The following is a 24,169-nucleotide window of genomic DNA, read 5'->3' as shown; positions in this document are numbered from 1 at the left end:
AGGTTTAGTTATTGCTTCATATCATTAACTCTCAATATATTAAGCATTATTAGTGCTTGTTAGCTAATTAAGTAAGATCTTAAGATCAGATTTATTCAATGTATTTCATTATATAAAGCATAAATTCATGTTGTTTTGTCTGAAATACACCCGTTTTGTTGCTTAATTGAACACTTAGACACTTTTTTACAAATAAACATAATAAAACGCTTGCTTACCTTTTCAAGATCCCTATAATGCGCATCCACAGACACGGGACGGAACGCAAGTTACCCAGCGAGTTTGAGAGCAAAACAAACGCAGTAAACGCTTCGAAGTTCGCTTCGAAATAAAGTTGAAAATTAACGTTGACATTGTTCGAAAGGCGCGTAATATACGCCGCCTAGCCGAAAGGCACGCTCTTTAACAATTTAATCAAACAATCTGTGTGAGCACTTATTGTTGATGTGATTTCAAATTAGAAATCCTAACTTAGTTAGGTAACATCAATACTTAGTGACACACGAATTAATTCATTAATTCAGAATAACATTGTACTTCGGTACATAGTTTTAGTCAGTAATATTGAGTCGCAACTTAGGTTGCAAATTAAACTTTAAATTGAAGAGTTTGATCATGGCTCAGATTGAACGCTGGCGGCAGGCTTAACACATGCAAGTCGAACGGTAACAGAAAGTAGCTTGCTACTTTGCTGACGAGTGGCGGACGGGTGAGTAATGCTTGGGAATATGCCTTATGGTGGGGGACAACAGTTGGAAACGACTGCTAATACCGCATAACATCTCCGGATCAAAGTGGGGGACCTTCGGGCCTCACGCCATAAGAGTAGCCCAAGTGGGATTAGCTAGTTGGTAAGGTAATGGCTTACCAAGGCGACGATCCCTAGTTGGTCTTAGAGGATGACCAGCCACACTGGAACTGAGACACGGTCCAGACTCCTACGGGAGGCAGCAGTGGGGAATATTGCACAATGGGCGCAAGCCTGATGCAGCCATGCCGCGTGTGTGAAGAAGGCTTTCGGGTTGTAAAGCACTTTCAGCGAGGAGGAAAGGTTGTACTTTAATAGAGTGCAGCTGTGACGTTACTCGCAGAAGAAGCACCGGCTAACTCCGTGCCAGCAGCCGCGGTAATACGGAGGGTGCGAGCGTTAATCGGAATTACTGGGCGTAAAGCGCGCGTAGGCGGTTAATTAAGTCAGATGTGAAATCCCAGGGCTCAACCTTGGAACTGCATTTGAAACTGGTTAACTAGAGTTTTGTAGAGGGTGGTAGAATTTCAGGTGTAGCGGTGAAATGCGTAGAGATCTGAAGGAATACCAGTGGCGAAGGCGGCCACCTGGACAAAGACTGACGCTGAGGCGCGAAGGCGTGGGGAGCAAACGGGATTAGATACCCTGGTAGTCCACGCAGTAAACGATGTCTATTAGAATTTTGTAGCTATATGCTGTGGGATTCAAAGCTAACGCATTAAATAGACCGCCTGGGGAGTACGGCCGCAAGGTTAAAACTCAAATGAATTGACGGGGGCCCGCACAAGCGGTGGAGCATGTGGTTTAATTCGATGCAACGCGAAGAACCTTACCATCCCTTGACATCCAGAGAATCTGTTAGAGATAGTAGAGTGCCTTCGGGAACTCTGAGACAGGTGCTGCATGGCTGTCGTCAGCTCGTGTTGTGAAATGTTGGGTTAAGTCCCGCAACGAGCGCAACCCTTATCCTTATTTGCCAGCGGGTTATGCCGGGAACTCTAGGGACACTGCCGGTGATAAACCGGAGGAAGGTGGGGACGACGTCAAGTCATCATGGCCCTTACGGGATGGGCTACACACGTGCTACAATGGCAAATACAAAGGGCAGCTAACCAGCGATGGTATGCGAATCTCCTAAAGTTTGTCGTAGTCCGGATCGGAGTCTGCAACTCGACTCCGTGAAGTTGGAATCGCTAGTAATCGTGGATCAGAATGCCACGGTGAATACGTTCCCGGCCTTGTACACACCGCCCGTCACACCATGGGAGTGGGCTGCACCAGAAGTCATTAGCTTAACCTTCGGGATGGCGATGACCACGGTGTGGTTCATGACTGGGGTGAAGTCGTAACAAGGTAGCCCTAGGGAACCTGGGCTGGATCACCTCCTCTACGTAAAGAAACACACAACAAGCTTTTTATAAGCCTTTATTCCTACTTGTAGGAATGATGTGAGTGCCCACACAGATTGTTTGATTAGAATGATAAAGCGCAAAGTAGTTTCCGGTCCCCATCGTCTAGAGGCTCTAGGACACCGCCCTTTCACGGCGGTAACAGGGGTTCAAATCCCCTTGGGGATACCAACTACTACTTTCAAAGATACTTAATAACTATTTTTACATAGAATAATTATTAAGTGTTTTTAACACTGCTCTTTAACAATTAGAAAGCTGATAAATGTTCTTATTTGTCGCACAAAAACAATGAGTTACTTGTAACTTGATTGGTGTGATAAATAAAACGAAATGTTTAATTCATTAACGTGAATTAAACGAGTTCTCAATATTAAAACTCAGGTTTTAGTATTGTAATCAAGCAAATAGTTCATTTTTACGAAGTAAATGTGAACACAAATGCACATTACATGCAAATGTAATGAGTACGTATCTACACACTCTTAGAGTGTTAGGTGCACGAAAAACGTAAACGTTTTTTATATGTAAATATGAGAATCGCAAGCGTCTTGGAAACAACATACACATTTAGACACTGTTTAGGTGTTGTATGGTTAAGTGAATAAGCGTGCACGGTGGATGCCTAGGCAATTAGAGGCGATGAAGGACGTGGTAATCCGCGATAAGTCCAGGGGAGTTGATAACAAGCGTTATATCCTGGAATTTCCGAATGGGGCAACCCGGCACTTAGTGTCATCGTTATGTGAATACATAGCATAGCGAAGCAAACGAGGGGAACTGAAACATCTAAGTACCCTTAGGAAAAGAAATCAACCGAGATTCCGACAGTAGCGGCGAGCGAAATCGGAACAGCCCTTAAGCTGTTTAAAAGTTAGTGGAAGGCTCTGGAAAGTGCCACGGTACAGGGTGATAGTCCCGTACACAAAAACTTCTTTACAGTGAAAACGAGTAAGTCGGGACACGAGAAATCCTGATTGAATATGGGGGGACCATCCTCCAAGGCTAAATACTCCTAATTGACCGATAGTGAACCAGTACCGTGAGGGAAAGGCGAAAAGAACCCCTGTGAGGGGAGTGAAATAGAACCTGAAACCGTGTACGTACAAGCAGTAGGAGCGGATTTATTCCGTGACTGCGTACCTTTTGTATAATGGGTCAACGACTTAATTTCAGTAGCAAGGTTAACCATTTAGGGGAGCCGTAGGGAAACCGAGTCTTAACTGGGCGAATAGTTGCTGGGATTAGACCCGAAACTTGGTGATCTAGCCATGAGCAGGTTGAAGATTGAGTAACATCAATTGGAGGACCGAACCCACTAATGTTGAAAAATTAGGGGATGACTTGTGGCTGGGGTGAAAGGCCAATCAAACCAAGAGATAGCTGGTTCTCCTCGAAAGCTATTTAGGTAGCGCCTCATGTATCACTGTTGGGGGTAGAGCACTGTTAAGGCTAGGGGGTCATCCCGACTTACCAACCCTTTGCAAACTCCGAATACCAACAAGTGCAATCATGGGAGACACACGGCGGGTGCTAACGTCCGTCGTGGAAAGGGAAACAACCCAGACCGCCAGCTAAGGTCCCAAAGTATATGTTAAGTGGGAAACGATGTGGGAAGGCTTAGACAGCTAGGAAGTTGGCTTAGAAGCAGCCATCTTTTAAAGAAAGCGTAATAGCTCACTAGTCGAGTCGGCCTGCGCGGAAGATTTAACGGGGCTAAACATATCACCGAAGCTGCGGACGCGTATTTATACGCGTGGTAGAGGAGCGTTCTGTAAGCCGTCGAAGGGAAAGGTGTAAACCATCCCGGAGGTATCAGAAGTGCGAATGTTGACATGAGTAACGATAAGGGGGTGAAAAACCTCCCCGCCGGAAGACCAAGGGTTCCTGTCCAACGTTAATCGGGGCAGGGTGAGTCGACCCCTAAGGCGAGGCCGAAAGGCGTAGTCGATGGGAAACGGGTTAATATTCCCGTACCCTTATATTTTGCGATGGGAGGACGGAGAAGGCTAGGTGGGCCTGGCGATGGTTGTCCAGGTTCAAGCGTGTAGGTAGGTGACTTAGGTAAATCCGGGTTGCTATATACTGAGACGCGATGTCGAGCTACTAAGGTAGTGAAGTCATTGATGCCATACTTCCAGGAAAAGTCTCTAAGCTTCAGAAATATGAGGATCGTACCCCAAACCGACACAGGTGGTCAGGTAGAGAATACCAAGGCGCTTGAGAGAACTCGGGTGAAGGAACTAGGCAAATGGTACCGTAACTTCGGGAGAAGGTACGCCCTTGACGGTGATGAGACTTGCTCTCTAAGCTGTTGGGGGCCGAAGATACCAGATGGCTGCAACTGTTTATTAAAAACACAGCACTCTGCTAAATCGTAAGATGACGTATAGGGTGTGACGCCTGCCCGGTGCCGGAAGGTTAATTGATGTGGTTAGACTTAGGTCGAAGCTATTGATCGAAGCCCTGGTAAACGGCGGCCGTAACTATAACGGTCCTAAGGTAGCGAAATTCCTTGTCGGGTAAGTTCCGACCTGCACGAATGGCGTAATGATGGCCATGCTGTCTCCACCCGAGACTCAGTGAAGTTGAAATCGCAGTGAAGATGCTGTGTACCCGCGGCTAGACGGAAAGACCCCGTGAACCTTTACTATAGCTTAGCAGTGAACTTAGAGCCTACATGTGTAGGATAGGTGGGAGGCTTTGAAACCGCGTCGCCAGATGCGGTGGAGCCGACCTTGAAATACCACCCTTGTATGTTTTGAGTTCTAACCATGGCCCGTGAACCCTGGTTTGGGACACTGTTTGGTGGGTAGTTTGACTGGGGCGGTCTCCTCCCAAAGAGTAACGGAGGAGTACGAAGGTTGGCTAATCACGGTCGGACATCGTGAGGTTAGTACAATGGTATAAGCCAGCTTAACTGCGAGACAGACACGTCGAGCAGGTACGAAAGTAGGTCATAGTGATCCGGTGGTTCTGAATGGAAGGGCCATCGCTCAACGGATAAAAGGTACTCCGGTGGATAACAGGCTGATACCGCCCAAGAGTTCATATCGACGGCGGTGTTTGGCACCTCGATGTCGGCTCATCACATCCTGGGGCTGAAGTCGGTCCCAAGGGTATGGCTGTTCGCCATTTAAAGTGGTACGCGAGCTGGGTTTAGAACGTCGTGAGACAGTTCGGTCCCTATCTGCCGTGGGCGTTTGAGAATTGAGAGGAGCTGCTCCTAGTACGAGAGGACCGGAGTGGACGAACCGCTGGTGTTCGGGTTGTTATGCCAATAGCATTGCCCGGTAGCTACGTTCGGAATCGATAACCGCTGAAAGCATCTAAGCGGGAAGCGAGCCTCAAGATGAGTTCTCACTGGAACTTTAAGTTCCCTAAAGGGCCGTTGGAGACTACAACGTTGATAGGCAAGGTGTGTAAGTACGGCAACGTATTGAGCTAACTTGTACTAATTACCCGTGAGGCTTAACCATACAACACCTAAGTAGTGTTGTTATGTGACCAAGATAGTCAAAGAAGACGTTAAAATATAAGCGCTTGTGATAGCGTATTTACATAGACTGCTACGATTAGATAGAGCAAAAAACAAGAACATTAGAACATCACTTTCCTAATTACAATTTTATGCTTGGCGGCCATAGCGCTGTGGTACCACCTGATCCCATGCCGAACTCAGAAGTGAAACGCAGCTGCGCCGATGATAGTGTGGGGTCTCCCCATGTGAAAGTAGGTCATCGCCAAGCGCCTCATTTAAAATAGCCCCACTGGTTAGTTCCGGTGGGGCTTTTTTAATTGTGTTGATTTATGCTGACCTACGCAGAAAGTAGGGCGAGTTTACCGAAAGGTAAGGGTCACGAGCAATATTCACCCATCGCCAAGCGCCTAACAACGATAAACCCCAGTCTTCGAAAGAAGGCTGGGGTTTTTTCGTTATTGGCTGTTGGTTTAGGAGCTACTTGAACATGGGATAAACAAAAGCAGCGACGCAGTCACCATCCTGATGTGTGACAGTAGGGCGAATATCGCGACAGCGATGGGTTATGAGCAATGTTCACCCATCGCCAAGCGCCTCATTAAATGAACCCTGTTGACTCACGTCGACAGGTTTTTTTTATGTCTGCTGATTTATGCTGACATACTTGAACATGGGATAAACAAAAAGCAGCGACGGAGTCGCCATCCTGATGTGTGACAGTAGGGCGAATATCGCGACAGCGATGGGTCATGAGCAATGTTCACCCATCGCCAAGCGCCTCATTAAACGAAGCCTGTTGACTCACGTCGGCAGTTTTTTTATGCCTGAAATTCGAGGATATAATACTTACCGCACTGACCTATTCTGTTTACGACAAATCCTTTGACCTTGGGGCGCTGGCTTTAGCCTGCAGTGTCTTTGTGTTAATTTTGCTTTTAGCTTATGACATTAAAAATTAAATAATCATTAGCTTCTCCCATTTAGGGTATTAGCCGAATGTGGTCGTTTTCTGTGTTTAAGGAACTGATTAATACTCACAATATCACTAAAAGCCAACACATTAAAACTGCAGGCTAAAGCCAGCGCCCCGAATATCAAGCTTCGCTTGATAGCTGTCGCTCTGTTATGAGATCAGTGAAAGTGTTGAATTTTAATGTTGATGTAACGTATTTACGAAACATCTTTTGACCTTGGGGCGCTGCCTTTAGGCTGCTTCTTTTGATTTTAATGTTTTATGTTGTGAACTGTTTATTGGTTCGCTTCGCTCATCGAAACTAATACACATATGCGATAACTCGCATACTGGCAGGCTGAAGCCAGCGCCCCAAATATCAAGCTTCGCTTGATAGCTGTCGCACTGTTATGAGATCAGTGAAAGTGTTGAATTTTAATGTTGATGTAGCGTATTTACGAAACATCTTTTGACCTTGGGGCGCTGCCTTTAGGCTGCTTCTTTTGATTTTAATGTTTTATGTTGTGAACTGTTTATTGGTTCGCTTCGCTCATCGAAACTAATACACATATGCGATAACTCGCATACTGGCAGGCTATAAAAAGGAATCGCAGAGCTCTTCCGCTCATAACACTAGGCTGTCGCCTAATTCGCCCAGCGCTCCGGATATTAAGCTTCGCTTAATGGCTATCGCACTTATTTAATTTAACTTTGAAGTTAGTATTCTGTTCCCTACTGGACTTATACCAATCATAGTAAGTAACTGATCTATTTCACTTGTTAAAACAATTTATTTTTTCGTTGTAAGTTTCGTATAGGGAACAACCATTTACATCAACTTACGCCTCAAACTAAGCCATTTTTCCGGCGCAAAATTTAGATCAGTTATTTAATACAATTGGTATTAATCAATATTTTCTTTAGTTTTCTCTTTTCTATCATATTTATATGGATCATTAGTTTGTATTTGATAGCATAAATTATCCTGTTATAAGAGAGACGCTTATGTCTAAAAAAATTATTCGTATTGCAACACGTCATAGTCCTTTAGCGATGTGGCAAGCTAACTTTGTTAAAGCTGAATTACTTAAACATCATGATGATTTAACGGTTGAATTATTACCGATGAAAACTAAAGGCGATATTATTCTTGATACACCTTTAGCTAAAGTTGGTGGTAAAGGTTTGTTTGTTAAAGAACTAGAAGTGGCTATGTTAGAAAACCGAGCTGATATTGCCGTTCATTCTATGAAAGATGTGCCTGTGGACTTTCCTGAAGGATTAGGGTTAAGTGTTATTTGTGAGCGTGAAGATCCTCGTGATGCTTTTGTATCTAATCAATTTAAAGAAATTGCAGACCTACCTGAAGGCGCTGTAGTAGGAACTTGTAGTTTACGTCGTCAATGTCAAATAAAGTCGTTACGTCCTGATTTAGTAATTAAAGATTTGCGCGGTAATGTAAATACGCGTTTACGAAAATTAGATGATGGTGAATACGATGCTATTATTTTAGCGGCTTCTGGTTTAATGCGTTTAGAGATGCACGATCGTATTGCTAGCTTTATTGAGCCTGAAATTAGCCTTCCTGCTGTTGGTCAAGGTGCTGTGGGTATTGAATGTCGTTTAGATGACCAAGAAACTATGGCATTATTAGCCCCATTAAATCATCAACAGACTCGTATCAGAGTGACTGCTGAACGTGCAATGAATTTAGCATTAGAAGGTGGTTGTCAGGTTCCTATTGGTAGTTTTGCTCTGTTGGATGGCGCACAAGTATTTTTACGTGGTTTAGTCGGTAGTGTTGACGGTAAGAATATAATACGTAAAGAGATAACTGGTCATGTGGATCAAGCCCATGAACTTGGTGAGAAACTTGCTCAACAACTATTAGATGCAGGTGCTAAAGAAATTTTAAGTGAAGTATATAAGTGATTTGTAATGACCGGTTACTGATAACACGATTTGCTCCTCATGCTCAACAACTGGTTGATGCCTTGAGTGAGGTGGGTTGTTTCTCTATTGCACAACCCTTATTAACAGTAGCCGGTTTAAATGATCCACACACGCTAGGTGCCTTTTTATCAGGGCAGTATGATGTTGTGATTGCCGTTAGTGGTAATGCAGTTAAATATGCACAAGATAATATAATTGGTGAGTGGCCTAGTGCTGAATATTACGCAGTAGGTGAATCAACAAAAGAGAGCTTAAGGCTAGCCTGTAAGCAAAGGGTTATGTGTCCTTTCTCTCGTTTTGATAGTGAAGGTTTATTAGCGCTTGATGCCTTACAAGATGTCGCCGGTAAGCGCATTTTAATCCTACGTGGTGAGGGTGGAAGAGACTTACTCGAAAACAGTTTAATTGAACGTGGCGCTCAAGTAGATTTTTTTCAGACATATAAACGTGTAAAACTCGATCTAGATGGCATTCATTTAGTTAATTATTGGCAACAAGCATCTATAAATGGTGCTATTATCAGCAGTGTGGAAATTTTAAATCAATTATTTGTACTTGTACCAAAGGAATATACAAGTTGGTTATGTAGGTTAACTTTTTATGTTCCAAGTCAACGTGTTGCTGATCAAGCTCGCTTGTTGGGTGTGGAAAATATTATATTATTACCTAGTTTACAGACAAACCAGATAGTGGATTTTTTTCATAATAAGTGATCTCCTCTGTATAGCCCATTAGTTTTAAAATAGGAAAATTATGACTGATACTAATACTGAAACTCCAGAAATATCAACTGAGCCAGAAGTGCAAGTTGAAGAGAAAAAACGCAAAAAATATTCCAAGCTATTAGTAGCTGTTATCATCATTCTGTTCATTATATTATTTTTTGTTTTAGGTTTTGGTTACTACTTTTATAAAAATCATGTAGGAACAAACAGTGCTTATCAAGAACAGATTGAAGTATTAACGGATAAATTAGATTCTCAGACTGCGCGATTAAGTAGTCAGCTTCAGCAAACTAAATCATCAAATGATACTGTTAAGACACAAGTCGAGCAGCTTAATATTCAACTTCTAGATAGTCAGAATAAGACTAAGTTGTACCATGATGATATTCAATCATTACGTCGTGCCGTATCTGAAACTAATGTGCGTCACCCAAGTGATTGGATTCTAGCGGAAGTAGAATACTTGATTAATTTATCAGGGCGTAAGTTATGGTTAGAACATGACTTAAATGCAGCTATTGCGCTATTAAGCACCGCTGATCAACGTATTGTTGAAATGGGAGACCCAAGCCTTAATCCACTTCGACGTGCATTATTAGAAGATATAAATATGTTAGAGGCGTTACCTTCTCGTGATGTTGACGGTATTATTTTATCCTTATCTAGTCTAGAGCGTCGAATTGATACCTTGGTGATCGCTGGTTTAACTATGTCTGAAGCGAAACAAACTGATACACAAGAAGTTTCTACTGACATTTCAGATTGGGAAGCAAACTTAGATCGTTCTTGGGATTCATTTATCGAAAGCTTTATTGTTATCTCACACCGCGATAAACCCGTTGAGGCATTATTATCACCTGAGCAAGCCTGGTACTTAAGTGAAAACTTAAGAAACCATTTATCTAAAGCTGAATTTGCAGTGTATCGTGAGCAACAAGAGATCTATGATATTGCCTTACAAGGTGCTTTGAAGTTAGTTTCTGTTTATTACGATATGAATGATAAAAGTACACAGCAGTTTTACAATGCGGTTCAGAAACTCAGTAAAGAAACGATTTCAATTGATTACCCAGATCAATTCAAAAGCGCACCTTTACTTTCACACATCTTAAAGCAGCGCATTAGTAAATCATTCACCATTGAAAGTGCGGAGTAGTTGATATGATTGGATTAATAGCGATTGTCATCATCTTACTCACTGGGTTAATTTTTGCGCCTGAATTGAGTGCTCATAAAGGCTATATATTAGTTTCCTTTGATAGCTATACAACCTATGAAACCACTATTATTAATGCTGTTTTTATTGCCATTATTTTTTACTTCATACTATTGGCATTAGAGTGGCTACTACGAAAAGTACTCTCAATGAGCAGTTTGACACGTGGATGGTTTGGGCAACGTAAAACACGTAAAGCACAAAAGAATAGCTTATTAGGTATGTTGGCATTATTAGAAGGTAATACTAAGCAGGCGCAGAAGTTACTCTCTAAGTCTGCTGATCGAAGTGACTCTCCTGCACTCACTTATATTGCAGCTGCACGTGCGTCTCATAAAAATGGTGAGTTTAACCAGCGTGATGATTATTTACAGTTAGCCAGTGAATACCCTAAATCGAAACTTGCTGTTGGATTAGTGTGGGCTGAGTTACAGCTAGATGCACAGCAATATGAAAATGCATTAGTCACCTTAACTAATTTAAATCAACAGTTTCCAAAGAATAAGCAAATCTTGGAGCATTACATTGCATTGTATCCGGCAATGAATGAGTGGCGGAAGTTAATTACCTTATTAAATACTCAACGTAAGCTATTAACTTTGAATGCAGTACAAGTCGCTGAGTTAGAGTTATATGCACATCAACAACTGTTTCAACAACTTGCTGCAGAAAGTGGGCAACTGCTTAATGATTATTGGCATAAAGATGTGGCTCGTTGGATGCGTAAAGAACTGTCTTATCAACAAGCAGTATTAGAAGCTTTCATTGATAATGACCACGGTAAATTAGCTCAAGAGTTCCTATTGGAAAAACTGCAACGTCAGTTCTCTCTACCGTTATTACCTTACTTACAAAAGATAAAAGTAACGGATCATTACCCAATTATTACGTTTCTTGAAAAACAGTTAAAAAAATCTGCACATGCGGATTATGTTCATCAAGCATTGGCGCACTTAAAACTTAAAGAAAATCACCCTAAAGCCGCGATAGAACATCTTACTGAAAGTTTGAAAACATTGCCTAATGTGACGGATTATCAGTTGATTGCTTCTTTAATGGAAGAGCAAGAAATGCTAGAGCAAGCTAATCAGTATTATCGAGAAGGTTTGGCTTTTGCTTCAACTTCAGCTATTACATAACGTTTAGTTTGATTTAAGTACATTCAAATAGCGCTCAAGGAAGCCGTTGTTTGAATGTACTTGTTCCTATACCAATCTCCACTTTTTATAATCGTTAAATATAACAAGAGCTCGACGGGAATTAAGCAAACCTTTTTCTAAGTAAGCGACGATATCTGACGACTCATACATCCAAGTGATCTTATTATCTTCTTCAATACGTAAACAAGGTACTGTGCCTTTGCCACCTTGTTCAATCAGTAGGGCTCTATTTGCTGGTTTCTGTGCATCTACTAATTCGATGTTTAATGCATTTTTACGCATTACTCTTCTGACTTTGACACAGAAAGGGCAAGCAGCGAATTGATATAGTTGTAAGCATTTAGTTTGTTGATCCACTTTCTGTTGTGATGCTGCATCTCTTTGCAGTTTTTTAGGCGAAAATATAAAGTTAAGCAGTAAAATGATACGGCCTAATATCCAACGAATAATTTTCATTTTTATCTCTTTATGTTAATGAACAGGGTAAAATTGTAACTGATCTGTGGGTGGCATAAAAGCGTTCAAAGAGATAGGTGCCATTGTAGTAGTATACTTTGCTGCTTAATGTGCATTAAGCGCTTATAAAGCATTTTACAGAGATTTTATGATTATAATAAAGGAAATATATTAGATGAATGCTCTTGCTTCACCTTGCGTTGGACGTTGTCGTTTAAATAACCAAGATATCTGCATCGCTTGTTATCGAAGTCTAACTGAAATCACTGAGTGGTCACAGTCATCAGATAGTGAAAAACAGATTATCATTAAAAATATTAGCTCGCGTCGCCAGCAAAGCATTAATCAAGAGTGAGCTCCAGAGACATCGCTAATGACTAAGGTAAAACCATGATAAATAATAAAGCAGTTAGTATTTTAGGTAGTGGTTGGTTAGGTGAGCCATTGGCAAATCATCTTTCTCAAGCTGGTTATGAGGTGGGTTTATCAACACGTACTCCTACAAAAGTTAGTGCATTAAAAAAACGAGAGTTACACCTCATATCATTGATATTGAGGCGCTACAGGGCAATTTAAAAGACTTTCTACAAGCTCAAACATTAATTATTAATATCACCTGTAAAGCTTTACCTGCCTTTGAAAAACTTGCTGAAGAGATTGCAAAAAGCCCAGTGCAGCAGGTGTTATTTATTAGCTCTACTTCTGTCTATCCTAATGATGCAGGTGTTTGTCAAGAAAGCGACCTACTAGTGCCAGAAACAAACCTTAGAAAAATAGAAAAGTGTTTCACTGATAACACTGACTTTGAGTGTACAGTACTTCGTTTAGCAGGTTTGATTGGCCGTAAACGCCATCCTGGTCGATTCTTTGCTTCGGGTAAAAGTATTAAGGATGGTTTCGCTAAGGTAAATCTTATCCATCAAGCGGATTGTATTAAACTGATTGAAACGATATTAACGCAACAGGCTTGGGGAGAGATCTTTAACGGCTGTGCGGACAATCACCCAACAAAGAAAGACTATTATACTGAGATGGCCTTGTCGCTTGGGGTGCCTAAACCTGACTATATTATCGCTGAAAATAGTGCGACTAAAGTAATTAGTAATGAAAAAGTTAAACGCACATTAGACTATCAATTCATTTATCCTAATATTTTAGATGTCTCTTTCTAATTTATTAATATTAAAAGATTTTTTGTCTATGTTATGATTCTGCTTATCATAAATTAACCTTAATTAAATTGTGGTTAATCGCATTTTTAAATTAAATGTAAGCGTTTTACCTGTTATTTAAACCTACCTTGATATTCGTCAATTTTAAAAGTCACTATTGCGTTATCTTTCACCTAAATTAATTAGGTGAGAGAAACATTATGAGCAAACAAAAATTAGTCATTATTGGCAATGGTATGGTTGGCCACCGTTTTATCGAAGAGTTTGTCGATAAGGGAGGGTTAGCTAACTTTGATATTGTTGCTTTCTGTGAAGAACCTCGAGTTGCATACGATCGAGTACATCTTTCTTCATATTTCTCTCATCATACTGCCGACGAGTTATCACTGGTTAAAACAGGATATTATGAAAAAAATAATATTGAAATGTTGGTTGGTGAACGCGCATTAACGATTAATAGAGCTGAAAAAGTGATTCACTCTCAAACTGGTCGTGCGGTCTTTTACGACAAACTAGTCATGGCCACTGGGTCTTATCCATGGGTACCACCTATTAAAGGCAATGAAAGTAAAGACTGTTTTGTTTACCGTACCATTGAAGATTTAAACGCCATTGAAAAAGTAGCGCGCAACAGTAAAAAAGGCGCGGTAGTTGGTGGTGGTTTATTAGGTTTGGAAGCTGCTGGCGCCCTAAAAGCATTAGGTGTAGAAACACATGTTATTGAGTTTGCTCCAGTCTTAATGGCAGAGCAATTAGATGCGCAAGGTGGACAAATTTTGCGTAGTAAAATCGAAAGTATTGGTGTAAGTGTTCATACCGGTAAGAATACCCAAGAAATTGTTGCTAGTGGTACAAATGCACGTAATACCATGAAATTTGCTGATGGCACTGAGTTAGAAGTAGACTTTATTGTCTTTTCTACTGGTGTTAGACCACAGGACAAACTCGCCAAGCAAACTGATTTAGAAACAGCACCTCGCGGTGGTATTAGTATTACTGACCAGTGCGTTACTTCTGATCCAAATATCTTTGCCATTGGTGAATGTGCTTCTTGGAATAGTCAGTTCTTTGGTTTAGTTGCACCAGGTTATAGCATGGCAAAAGTCGCAGTAGATACATTGCTCGGCACTGACAATGCATTTACCGGTGCTGATATGAGCGCCAAATTAAAATTGTTAGGTGTTGATGTGGGCAGTATTGGTGATGCTAATGGGCGCACTGAAAATTGTAAAAGCTATGTTTATTTAGATGGTGATAAATCTGTCTACAAACGCCTTATTGTCTCTGAAGATGGTAAGCAATTATTGGGCGCAGTATTGGTCGGAGATACAAGTAGTTATAGCGATCTTCTTCAGTACAAATTAAATAATATCGAATTACCTAAGCACCCTGATTCATTAATACTACCTAACTATTCTGGACAAGGCAGTACTGGTTTAGGGGTTGATGCCTTACCTGAAACTGCTCAAGTTTGTTCTTGTTTTGATGTGAAAAAATCTGATATCGCAGAAGCGGTAAGCGCAGGGCATACCACCATTGGTGCAATTAAAATGGAAACTAAAGCCGGTACTGGCTGTGGTGGTTGTGTTCCTTTAATTACCCAAGTATTAAATTCAGAATTAAAAAAACAAGGGATGGAAGTTAAAAATCACCTTTGTGAGCATTTTGAATATTCTCGCCAAGAGTTATTTCATTTGATTCGAGTTGAAGGCATTAAAACCTTTAAAACGCTCTTAAATAAATACGGCAAAGGGTACGGTTGTGAGGTGTGTAAACCGACTGTCGCTTCAATTCTTGCATCATGTTGGAATGATTTTGTATTAGCAAAAGAACATAACGGCTTACAAGATACTAACGATATTTTCTTAGGCAACATGCAAAAAGACGGTACTTACTCTGTTATCCCTCGTATGCCAGGTGGCGAAGTCACACCAAGCGCGTTAGCTGCAGTAGCGAGTGTTGCTGAACAATATGAACTGTATACCAAAATTACTGGTGCACAGCGTATTGGCTTATTTGGTGCCCATAAAAGCGATTTACCGGATATCTGGTCACAACTTATTAATGCTGGATTTGAGACTGGTCAGGCCTACGCTAAAGCTCTGAGAATGGTGAAAACCTGTGTGGGGAGTACATGGTGTCGTTTTGGTGTTCAAGACAGTGTTGGCTTAGGTGTTGAACTTGAGAATCGATATAAAGGATTACGTACACCTCATAAAATGAAATTTGGTGTATCAGGCTGTACTCGAGAATGTGCTGAAGCACAGGGTAAAGATGTTGGTATTATTGCAACAGATGCAGGTTGGAACCTTTATGTTTGTGGTAATGGTGGAATGAAACCTCAACACGCGTCATTACTTGCTGCTGATTTAGATAAAGAAACATTAGTCAAATACATCGATAGATTCATGATGTTTTATATTCGCACTGCCGATAAATTAACGCGTACTTCTGTGTGGTTACAAAATCTAGAAGGTGGCATCGATTATTTAAAAGAGGTTATTGCAGATAATAAACTGGGCCTTAACGACCAGCTCGAACAAGAGATGGCTGAAGCGATTAATAGCTTCCAATGTGAATGGACAACAGCGTTGAGTGACCAACAGCAGCTTTCTCGTTTTGCACATTTTATTAATAGTGATGCTCAAGATGACAACGTCATTTTCACCCCTGAACGAGGACAAAAACGTCCTGCTTTTTTCGATGAAAAAGCACCTGTTTATCAAATTAGCTTGGAGGAAATGAAATGAGTAAATGGATATCTGTTTGTGAGTTAGACAAGGTTTATGAAGGTACTGGTGTGTGTGCATTAATCGAGGGTAAACAAGTGGCTATTTTTCGCCCCACTGAAGAAGCGCAAGTGTATGCATTAGATAATATGGACCCTTTTGCTCATTCAAATGTAATGTCTCGAGGCATTATTTGTGAACACCAAGCGCAATTATGGGTCGCTTCACCATTAAAAAAACAACGATTCAACTTACAAGATGGCCATTGTTTTGAAAATAAAGAGGTTGCATTAACGACTTATAAAACGCGCATTCAGTCGGGCGCGATAGAGGTGCAAGTTCATTAGTTGAGATTTAATAGCCTAAATACTCCTTATATTTTAGGAGTATTTCACTATTCAATTTTATTTTAAAACTTTACTTATAGGAATCTAACTATGTCTTACATTAAACCTAACGAATTCGTTCAAACCATGATCGATGCGGGTGAAAACAAGGTCATGATGTCAACTCGGGACACTATTTTACGTGCTGTAATGGGCGGTGCAATTTTAGCAATTGCAGTTGCTGTAGCCATAACAGCTGCTGTACAAACAGGTTTAGCCATTGTAGGTGCATTAGTCTTCCCCGTTGGATTTGTGGTACTTAATCTAATGGGGTTTGACCTATTAACTGCTATGTTTGCATTGGCACCCTTAGCGCTATTTGATAAGCGTGCGAACATTACTAAAAGCGCTATTTTACGTAACTGGTTATTAGTTGCTTTAGGTAATTTGATTGGTGCGGTTGCCGTTGCTTTTTTAGTGGCATTAACTTTTACCATGAACTTTAGTGTTGAACCTGGTGCCGTTGGTCAGGCATTTATTAAAGCGTCTACTGCTCGCTCGTTAGGTTTTGCAGAGCATGGTGTAGATGGTTGGATCACTGTGTTTGTGAAAGGCATTTTATGTAACTGGATGGTGTGTTTAGGTGTGGTCGGTTCAATGACATCTAAGTCTGTAGGTGGTAAAACCTTAGCGATGTGGTTCCCAATCTTTATCTTCTTTGCTTTAGTGTTTGAGCATGCTGTGGTGAATATGTACTTATTCCCATTAGGTATGATGCTAGGCGCTGAATTTACTATTATGGATTGGTTAACGTGGAATCAATTACCAGTTACATTAGGTAATATTGTTGGTGGTTTAATCTTTACTGGGATGGCATTGTACGTAACACATGCTAAAACATTACCGGCGAAACAAGCTTAAGCGATAACATTGAGGGTAGTTAATAGAGAATTAACTACCCTCATTTATTATTTATCCAGCTAAATCCATATATAACCAAACCATATATGCGATGTAACCTAACAATAATAAACCGCCTTCTACACGTCCTAAAATGCTTTTCTTACCTTTATGCCAAGCAATAGAGAAAACGATTAATGCAATGGTTAATCCAAGCATTACTGGGTAATCTCGCGAAATAACAGCTGGGTCAAAACTACCTGGTCTGATTAAGCCTGGTAACGCCATAACACCTAAGATGTTAAACATATTAGAGCCAATGATATTACCCACTGCAAGGTCAAACTCTTTCTTACGGGCTGCAGCAATAGTAGTGGCTAACTCAGGTAAACTAGTACCAATCGCCACAATCGTTAAACCAATAATGAGGTCACTGACTTGGAAATATTCTGCCACTTCGATTGAGCCCCATACTAGTAAGCGCGAAGAAGCAATCAGTACAATAATACCAATCACTAACCATTTTATTGCTTCACCTTTACTAATCTCTTCAGGTAATTCATCTAAAATTTCTTGAGGTAGGCTGTCTTTACCATTGCTTTTTGCTTCCCAGATAGTGAAACCTAGCATGGCAATCATTAAGCCTAGTAAAAATAGACCATTTAAGAAGCTTAAATGCTGATCTAATAATAGATAATAGCTCACTAGCATAATCGCTAGTAATACTGGCATTTCACGTTTCAATAACTTTGAATGAATATGTAATGGATAAAAGAGTGCGGTGATACCTAGCATTAAACCAATATTAGTAATATTAGAGCCAATAGCATTACCAATTGATAGGCCTGTATTACCTTCAAATGCGGCCATTGATGACACTAACATTTCCGGTGCAGAGGTACCTAAACCAACAATCACTATGCCTACGATTAATGGTGATATAGAAAAACTACGTGCGGTATTAGAGGCGCCTAATACAAATTTATCTGCACTCCAAATAAGTAGTGCAAAACCAACAAGAATTGCGATTGCTGGAACGAATAAAGTGTCCAAAACATTCTCCTGAGAAAGTTAAGTTATCCTAATACCATTCATTGTTTAAGGTGAACGGTGTATATCTGATCATAACAAGATTATCTACGCGGTGACCTGATAAGGTAATGCGTAAATCAGTGATTATAACGGGGGATTATTATCACATGACAGATTAACTAATGCAGTACAAAAAAACGCCGAGCATTCTCATGCTCAGCGTTCTTCCATATTCATAAGGCAAGTGGGGTTTAGCCACGGCCTTCCGCAATTGCAGCAACAGCAGCTAATTCAGCAGCTTGCTTCTCATGCTTTTCTTGGCGATCTTGAATATCCATTAATTCATTAGTGATTAAGTTTTCTTCAATTTCACGTAGTGCAATTACTGTTGGCTTATCATTCTCAGGTTCAACTAAAGGTGTTTTACCTTGTGTCGCAAGCTGGCGAGCTCGGCGAGAAGCCATTAAGATTAGATCAAAACGGTTGCCTACTACATTTACTGCATCTTCAACGGTTACTCGTGCCATTGGTTAACTCCAAAAGTTAATTACATAAAAAAGGGCGGTTATTATATGTGCTAAATAGCAATTGATCCAGCATCTTAGTATAGAGATTATACTTCTAATAACGCCTTGATTGTTTTAATGTGTTTTATTGCTTGTTTTTGTTGCTCACTGCGCAATGCGCGTACAATAGCAGAAAACTCTTGTATCGCGGTATCAAAATCGTCATTGACGATTAAATAATCGTATTCATTGTAATGAGACATTTCAGATTGTGCTTCTTGCATACGCTTAGCAATGATCTCTTGGCTATCTTGACCACGTTTATTAAGGCGTAATTCTAGCTCTTCACGACTTGGTGGTAAGATGAAAATACCTTTGGCATTTGGCATTACTTCACGAACTTGTCGTGCGCCTTGCCAGTCAATATCCAGCATAACATCAATGCCTTGCGCTAAAGATTCTTCAATCGCTACACGTGATGTACCATAGTAATTACCAAATACTTCAGCCCATTCAAAGAACGCATTTTCTTCAATTAACTGTTTAAATTCTGTTTCACTTACAAAATGATAATGTTCACCATTCACCTCACCAGGGCGAGGAGAGCGAGTCGTATGCGAAATCGACACCTGTGAAGGTTGGTTTGATGGATCGCTTAATAACGCCTGGATTAAACTAGATTTTCCTGCTCCACTTGGTGCTGAGACGATATAAAGAGTGCCGACATGGGACATAATTATTTTCCTGAAACTATTTTAAATTGAGTGCTTTTTGGTTGTTTTTTGAACGACCCGATTAGTGGGGGCGAATTATGGCTTATTTTATCGGCAATGTCTTTTATATTGGCAAATTTTTATGACTATTTGGCTGTGTATTGGAAACTGAAAAACTGCAAAGAAATTAATCTTTCCAGTTATTTTTGATTTCAAGTATTTTATCTAACTCTTGCTCAAAAATATCAACAAGCTTTGGATCGAAATGTTTGCCTTTTTGTGACTTAATAAAATCAACTGCTTCTTCAACAGGCCAAGCATGTTTGTAGGGGCGCTCGCTGGTTAATGCATCAAATACATCAGCAAGTGCTACAATACGCCCTACGATAGGAATTTCTTCGCCTTTGAGTTGTTTAGGGTAACCACTACCATCCCATTTTTCATGGTGAGTCATAGCAACAACTTTGGCTAATTCGATTAAATCGGAATCTGACTCACCAAGAATCTCCGCACCAATTTCAGGGTGTTTTTTCATTTCTTCAAACTCTTCATCAGTGAGTTTTCCAGGTTTGAGCATGATCCTGTCAGGTATACCTATTTTGCCAATGTCATGCATAGGAGCGGCATGCAGTAGGTCATCTGCTTCTTTACGAGAATGACCACAAGCGAGCGAAATCACTTTAGAATAATGGCTCATACGTAGAATATGCATACCCGTTTCATTATCTTTATATTCTGATGCTTTTCCTAAACGTTGAATCACTTGTAATCGTGTTCTTTTCAGCTCGTCTATATCAACTAATGATAGGTGGGTTTTGACTCTTGCTTTAACAACAGCAGGAGTAACGGGCTTAAATATATAGTCTACAGCGCCTAAATTTAGCCCTTTAGCCTCATCGATAGCATCGTTTAATGCAGTAACAAAGATAATAGGTATCGATTTATAAGCAGCTTGTTTTTTTAAATATTCGCAAACATCATACCCGGTCATTTCAGGCATCATTACATCAAGTAAAATTAAATCTGGCGCATCTTTTTCAATTAAACGCAGTGCATCGGCTCCATTTTTAGCAAAAATTAACTTATAGAGATCTTTAAGTATGTTATTTAATACTTTTAAATTAACCGGTTCATCATCTACGATTAATAGGGTTTGTTTATTATTTAGCATTTAAGTTTACTCTGTTAAACAGGTTCGTTAGTTGGCTGTAATGATTCAACCAGAGTGTCAATATGGTTTAATGCAACGTCGAATTCAAAGTCGTTACAGGCTGTAATAATCGTTGTTATTTCATTTTTCCGATCGGACTCAAATTTCTCTAGCGTATCGAGAAGGTCATCATCAAACTCACTGTTTTGCACATGCTCTTTAAGCATCAGTAATGTTTCAATTAACTCTGTGTAAGAAGGTTGTTTAGGGGTTATTTCGATTGCTGTATGTGTTGCTGAACTCATTCTATCTGCACACTCAGTTATTTCATGGAGCTCGTTTAATGCCTCACTTAAGAAGCGTGATGCTTTTTCTTTTGATTTTTTTCTACATGCGTCTTCTAAAGCCTTAAAAGAGTACATTAATTTATTTAAAGCGAGGTTGCCAGCTACCCCTTTGTATTTATGCGCAGCTTCTTCCAATAGGGGCCAGGCTTGCGTGTCGAGTATATCTTGTAAGGTGTCAATGTGTGTTTTAGATTTGTTTAAAAAGCGCGTTACTTCATTAAATAATGAGGTTTTCGAACCCCATAATTCAACACCCTTATCGAGGTCTACACGCAGGTATTTTTCTGCAATAGGCGTCGTTTCGGCCATTTGTGTATCACCGGAGGTGAGAACGCGAGTGATCTCTTTTAACAATTGCGGCACGTTAATTGGTTTATTGGCAAATCCATCCATTCCAGCTTCTACAGCAGATTGCTTGTCCTGAGGCAAAACTCCGGCTGTCAGAGCGATGATAGGTAATCGATCTAGACCATTCTCTTGCTCATATTGTCGCCTCATTCTTGCTGCTGTTAAACCATCCATGACAGGCATTTGAATATCCATAAGTACAAGGTCAAATTGCTCACTTTCCATTTTAGCAATGGCTTGTTTACCGTTAATTGCTACTGAGACTAAATGCTGATTGCGCTTTAATACTAGCTTCAACAAGTCGATATTTTGCTCAATATCATCCACAATCAAGATACTTAACTGCGGCAATTGAATTTGTTGAGCCTGTTTATTGATGGCACTTGGTTGTTTCGCATTTTTAACAGGTATGTTGAACTCGAAGGTTGACCCTTTGCCTAGTTCACTTTTAGCTGTAATCGTCCCACCCATTAGTTCTACAAGTTGTTTACTGATGGTTGTTCCTAAACCTGTCCCCCCAAAGCGGCGACTCATGGATCCATCTGCTTGTGCAAAGGCTTTAAAAACAGAGTGTAATTGTGCTTCCGTCATACCCATCCCGGTATCAACGATGGCAAAGTATAAAAGATCAGGTTCAGGGCTGTTAATTATCACGGTGATTCCACCGTGCTCAGTAAATTTGATCGCATTACCAATAATGTTTGTGAGTACTTGTCTTAGTCGATCCGGCACCCCGTGATAATAGCGTTGTACATCTTCATCAATTTGTAATTCAAGATGTAAACCTTTGCGTTGCGCTTGTAGCCACAGTGTTGAGACAACAGAGTCCACTTCTTCGACGAGATAAAAATCGCGGTATTCTAGCTGGAACTTGCCTTTATCTAGTTTTGCGCTATCCAAGATGTCATTTAAAATATGTAATAACGAACGAGCAGATTGATTAATCGTTGAAATTTGTTTTCTTTGATGAGTGCTCAGTGCTTCATCTAATAAAATATCACTAAAACCAATAATGGCATTCATTGGGGTGCGAATTTCATGGCTCATGTTAGCTAAAAAAGCGGCGCGAGTAGCAGCGGCTTGTTCAGCTTTATCTTTTGCTTTAAGTAGCGCCGACTCCATCACTTTTCGGTCGCTAATATCCATGATGAATCCATCTAAGTAATAGCCATCACCTTCTTCTATTTTTAGCGCTCTACCGTGAGACAGTACCCATTTCACTTTATTGTGTTTATCTATCATTCTAAACTCTAATAGATAACCGTCAGGATTATGCAGGTCTGTAGTGATCACGCGCTCTTTATCATCGGGGTGAATAAATTCACTGAGATGGTACTTAGGCTCATCACCTAGAAAATCTTCCGCAGGATGGCCGAGCATGTTGACCACTTCATCGCTGATAAATACATTGGACCAAGGTGCTTGGTCATAGCAACGATAAGCAATGCCTGGAATATTGGAAATTAATGAACGTATTTTGGTTTCTTTATCTCGTAGAGTCATCTCCAACGCCTTGCGTTGGCGTAAGTCTGAAATAAAGGCAACAAACATGCTTTCTTCATCAAGCTCGATATGACCAATGCCTAAATGCACGGGAATCTTTACACCGTGCTTGGTTAATACAGAAACTTCACGGCCTTTACCGATGATTTTAGCTTGTCGAGAGGTGAGGTAATTTAAAATATATTGGTCATGATGTTGTTGGTCAGTGCCAGGTACAATCATTTTTACATTTTGGCCAATTAATTCCGCTTCTGACCAAGATAATAATTTTGATACTGCTTTATTAACGCTAATGATGATCCCTTGAGCATCAATGGTGATAATGCCGTCCAGCGCAGTGTCCATGGTCGCTAATAAGCGGCGTTCATTGTTGGTTGCTCGTGCTGAGATATCTTTGTAACGGAAAAGCAGATTGGTGCCTAATACAATAAAGATGATCACCACGGTGACTGTGGTGATCCCAAACGCGAGCATGATCGAGATATCACTGCTTTGCCCTGAAAGTTCAATACCTGGCGGTAATACAAAACGTGCAGCAGCCATACCTGTATAATGCATGCCTGCAACAGCAAAGCCCATCACTACACCTGAAATGGCCATTTTAGTGTTTTGGTTATATTGCAATTTCTTACTTTTGTCTAAACCAAAACTCACCCATAAAGCGACAATTGCGAGTAATACTGCAACCACAATAGATAATACAAAAAGACCTAAGTTATACCTAAGCAGCGGGGCCATTTCCATGGCTGCCATGCCAATATAATGCATTGCGCCAATGCCTGAGCCAACTAACACCCCGCCTAAAATCAACTGTTTTAATTGTATTTTTTCTCTAGTGATTAAGGTTAAAGCTACCCAAGAGGCGGCCAAAGACGGGAGAAATGATAATAAGGTTATATTCAAATTGTATGAGATATCAGTGCACAACTCTAAGGCGATCATTCCAATGAAGTGCATAGCCCAAACACCACCACCTAATGCGATACTACCGATTAAGATCGAGATACGTTTACGTGTGGGTGTTGCATTATATGCTTGATGGGCTATTTGAAATCCCATGTATGAAGATAATATTGCTATACACAATGAAATAACGACTAGCCATGGATTATAGCTAGAAAGGGCAAATAAGTTGTATTCATTGTATTCAAAAAGCAATGATATTTGTTCAGTCATATGGTCAGCACCGACTTAAAATAAAAAAATATGCTGTAATAGCATTAAAGTAGTTTGATTTTCTAATTTCTAGACAATGTTGAATCTATAGGATAACTGGCGCGGTGTAAGAAGGGAAAACAGCAGTAACTTTCGACCTTAATTCCTTATTATTAGCCTCATCCTAT

Annotated in this window: 16 protein-coding genes, 1 tRNA gene and 3 rRNA genes; 14 read left to right on the top strand and 6 right to left on the bottom strand. The window is 40.4% G+C overall.

The genetic code is table 11. The features are described from left to right. The first annotated feature begins 597 nt into the window (after positions 1–597). The 8 genes from ACLKL2_RS11125 (at position 598) to ACLKL2_RS11090 (ending at position 11,623) form a co-directional block, all read left to right on the top strand. Positions 598–2,137, top strand: a 16S ribosomal RNA gene (locus tag ACLKL2_RS11125). A gap of 114 nt (positions 2,138–2,251) precedes the next feature. Further along, positions 2,252–2,328 (top strand) — tRNA-Glu (locus ACLKL2_RS11120). 423 nt (positions 2,329–2,751) lie between these two features. Further along, positions 2,752–5,636 (top strand): 23S ribosomal RNA (locus tag ACLKL2_RS11115). A 154-nt stretch (positions 5,637–5,790) separates the two neighbouring features. After that, positions 5,791–5,906 (top strand): 5S ribosomal RNA (gene rrf, locus ACLKL2_RS11110). Together the 16S, 23S and 5S rRNA genes with 1 tRNA gene alongside form the textbook arrangement of a ribosomal RNA operon. 1,689 nt (positions 5,907–7,595) lie before the next feature. After that, positions 7,596–8,522 carry a hydroxymethylbilane synthase gene (gene hemC / locus ACLKL2_RS11105; RefSeq protein WP_413691695.1) on the top strand — a complete coding sequence of 309 codons (927 nt, stop codon included), beginning with the start codon at positions 7,596–7,598 and terminating at the stop codon, positions 8,520–8,522. Continuing rightward, positions 8,519–9,256 (top strand): uroporphyrinogen-III synthase, encoded by a 738-nt coding sequence (locus tag ACLKL2_RS11100; protein ID WP_413691693.1) that lies wholly within the window; start codon positions 8,519–8,521, stop codon positions 9,254–9,256. Before hemC ends, ACLKL2_RS11100 begins: the two co-directional genes overlap by 4 nt. Positions 9,257–9,296: 40 nt before the next feature. After that, positions 9,297–10,424, top strand: coding sequence for a uroporphyrinogen-III C-methyltransferase (locus tag ACLKL2_RS11095; protein WP_413691691.1), 1,128 nt, complete (start codon positions 9,297–9,299; stop codon positions 10,422–10,424). Positions 10,425–10,429: 5 nt separating this feature from the next. Further along, positions 10,430–11,623, top strand: coding sequence for a heme biosynthesis HemY N-terminal domain-containing protein (locus ACLKL2_RS11090; RefSeq protein ID WP_413691690.1), 1,194 nt, complete (start codon positions 10,430–10,432; stop codon positions 11,621–11,623). Positions 11,624–11,689: 66 nt separating this feature from the next. Here the strand turns inward: ACLKL2_RS11090 and ACLKL2_RS11085 are convergent, their stop codons facing one another. After that, complete coding sequence (locus ACLKL2_RS11085) at positions 11,690–12,100, bottom strand: glutaredoxin family protein (protein WP_413691689.1); 411 nt, start codon at positions 12,098–12,100, stop codon at positions 11,690–11,692. A 175-nt stretch (positions 12,101–12,275) separates the two neighbouring features. Between ACLKL2_RS11085 and ACLKL2_RS11080 the strand changes: the two genes are divergently transcribed. The 6 genes from ACLKL2_RS11080 to ACLKL2_RS11055 all read left to right on the top strand — a co-directional run bounded on the left by ACLKL2_RS11080 (position 12,276) and on the right by ACLKL2_RS11055 (position 17,248). Next, a complete protein-coding gene (locus ACLKL2_RS11080; protein WP_413691687.1) occupies positions 12,276–12,455 on the top strand; it encodes a DUF1289 domain-containing protein in 180 nt (59 codons plus the stop codon). A 35-nt stretch (positions 12,456–12,490) separates the two neighbouring features. Beyond that, positions 12,491–12,676, top strand: coding sequence for a 2-dehydropantoate 2-reductase N-terminal domain-containing protein (locus tag ACLKL2_RS11075; protein ID WP_413691686.1), 186 nt, complete (start codon positions 12,491–12,493; stop codon positions 12,674–12,676). 95 nt (positions 12,677–12,771) lie between these two features. Further along, positions 12,772–13,272: a hypothetical protein gene (locus ACLKL2_RS11070; RefSeq protein ID WP_413691685.1), complete on the top strand. Its 501-nt coding sequence runs from the start codon at positions 12,772–12,774 to the stop codon at positions 13,270–13,272. 200 nt (positions 13,273–13,472) lie between these two features. Beyond that, complete coding sequence (nirB, locus tag ACLKL2_RS11065; RefSeq protein ID WP_413691684.1) at positions 13,473–16,022, top strand: nitrite reductase large subunit NirB; 2,550 nt, start codon at positions 13,473–13,475, stop codon at positions 16,020–16,022. Continuing rightward, complete coding sequence (nirD, locus tag ACLKL2_RS11060) at positions 16,019–16,348, top strand: nitrite reductase small subunit NirD (RefSeq protein ID WP_413691683.1); 330 nt, start codon at positions 16,019–16,021, stop codon at positions 16,346–16,348. Before nirB ends, nirD begins: the two co-directional genes overlap by 4 nt. A gap of 90 nt (positions 16,349–16,438) precedes the next feature. Next, complete coding sequence (locus ACLKL2_RS11055) at positions 16,439–17,248, top strand: formate/nitrite transporter family protein (RefSeq protein WP_413691682.1); 810 nt, start codon at positions 16,439–16,441, stop codon at positions 17,246–17,248. A 51-nt stretch (positions 17,249–17,299) separates the two neighbouring features. Here the strand turns inward: ACLKL2_RS11055 and ACLKL2_RS11050 are convergent, their stop codons facing one another. The 5 genes from ACLKL2_RS11050 to ACLKL2_RS11030 form a co-directional block, all read right to left on the bottom strand. Beyond that, positions 17,300–18,280, bottom strand: a complete 981-nt coding sequence (locus ACLKL2_RS11050) for a calcium/sodium antiporter (protein WP_413691680.1) — start codon at positions 18,278–18,280, stop codon at positions 17,300–17,302. A gap of 230 nt (positions 18,281–18,510) precedes the next feature. Then, positions 18,511–18,786 carry a DNA-directed RNA polymerase subunit omega gene (gene rpoZ / locus ACLKL2_RS11045; protein ID WP_113819230.1) on the bottom strand — a complete coding sequence of 92 codons (276 nt, stop codon included), beginning with the start codon at positions 18,784–18,786 and terminating at the stop codon, positions 18,511–18,513. 86 nt (positions 18,787–18,872) lie between these two features. Further along, complete coding sequence (gmk, locus tag ACLKL2_RS11040; protein WP_413691679.1) at positions 18,873–19,499, bottom strand: guanylate kinase; 627 nt, start codon at positions 19,497–19,499, stop codon at positions 18,873–18,875. Positions 19,500–19,665: 166 nt separating this feature from the next. Further along, a complete protein-coding gene (locus ACLKL2_RS11035) occupies positions 19,666–20,649 on the bottom strand; it encodes an HD domain-containing phosphohydrolase (protein ID WP_413691677.1) in 984 nt (327 codons plus the stop codon). Positions 20,650–20,663: 14 nt separating this feature from the next. After that, on the bottom strand, positions 20,664–24,002 hold the full coding sequence (locus ACLKL2_RS11030; protein ID WP_413691676.1) for an MHYT domain-containing protein: 3,339 nt from the start codon (positions 24,000–24,002) through the stop codon (positions 20,664–20,666). Positions 24,003–24,169 lie beyond the last annotated feature (167 nt).

It is taken from the genome of Psychromonas sp. KJ10-2, assembly GCF_047323255.1.
Taxonomy (GTDB): domain Bacteria; phylum Pseudomonadota; class Gammaproteobacteria; order Enterobacterales; family Psychromonadaceae; genus Psychromonas.
Note: the sequence above shows the minus strand (reverse complement) of the source record. Positions and strands in the feature narration are given on the sequence as shown.

Bases quoted from the DNA above. Each gene is read 5' to 3' on its own strand.
- hemC (WP_413691695.1), top strand. From the start codon at position 7,596: ATGTCTAAAAAAATTATTCGTATTGCAACACGTCATAGTCCTTTAGCG.
- ACLKL2_RS11095 (WP_413691691.1), top strand. From the start codon at position 9,297: ATGACTGATACTAATACTGAAACTCCAGAAATATCAACTGAGCCAGAA.
- ACLKL2_RS11090 (WP_413691690.1), top strand. From the start codon at position 10,430: ATGATTGGATTAATAGCGATTGTCATCATCTTACTCACTGGGTTAATT.
- ACLKL2_RS11085 (WP_413691689.1), bottom strand. From the start codon at position 12,100: ATGAAAATTATTCGTTGGATATTAGGCCGTATCATTTTACTGCTTAAC.
- ACLKL2_RS11080 (WP_413691687.1), top strand. From the start codon at position 12,276: ATGAATGCTCTTGCTTCACCTTGCGTTGGACGTTGTCGTTTAAATAAC.
- ACLKL2_RS11075 (WP_413691686.1), top strand. From the start codon at position 12,491: ATGATAAATAATAAAGCAGTTAGTATTTTAGGTAGTGGTTGGTTAGGT.
- nirB (WP_413691684.1), top strand. From the start codon at position 13,473: ATGAGCAAACAAAAATTAGTCATTATTGGCAATGGTATGGTTGGCCAC.
- nirD (WP_413691683.1), top strand. From the start codon at position 16,019: ATGAGTAAATGGATATCTGTTTGTGAGTTAGACAAGGTTTATGAAGGT.
- ACLKL2_RS11055 (WP_413691682.1), top strand. From the start codon at position 16,439: ATGTCTTACATTAAACCTAACGAATTCGTTCAAACCATGATCGATGCG.
- rpoZ (WP_113819230.1), bottom strand. From the start codon at position 18,786: ATGGCACGAGTAACCGTTGAAGATGCAGTAAATGTAGTAGGCAACCGT.
- gmk (WP_413691679.1), bottom strand. From the start codon at position 19,499: ATGTCCCATGTCGGCACTCTTTATATCGTCTCAGCACCAAGTGGAGCA.
- ACLKL2_RS11035 (WP_413691677.1), bottom strand. From the start codon at position 20,649: ATGCTAAATAATAAACAAACCCTATTAATCGTAGATGATGAACCGGTT.
- ACLKL2_RS11030 (WP_413691676.1), bottom strand. From the start codon at position 24,002: ATGACTGAACAAATATCATTGCTTTTTGAATACAATGAATACAACTTA.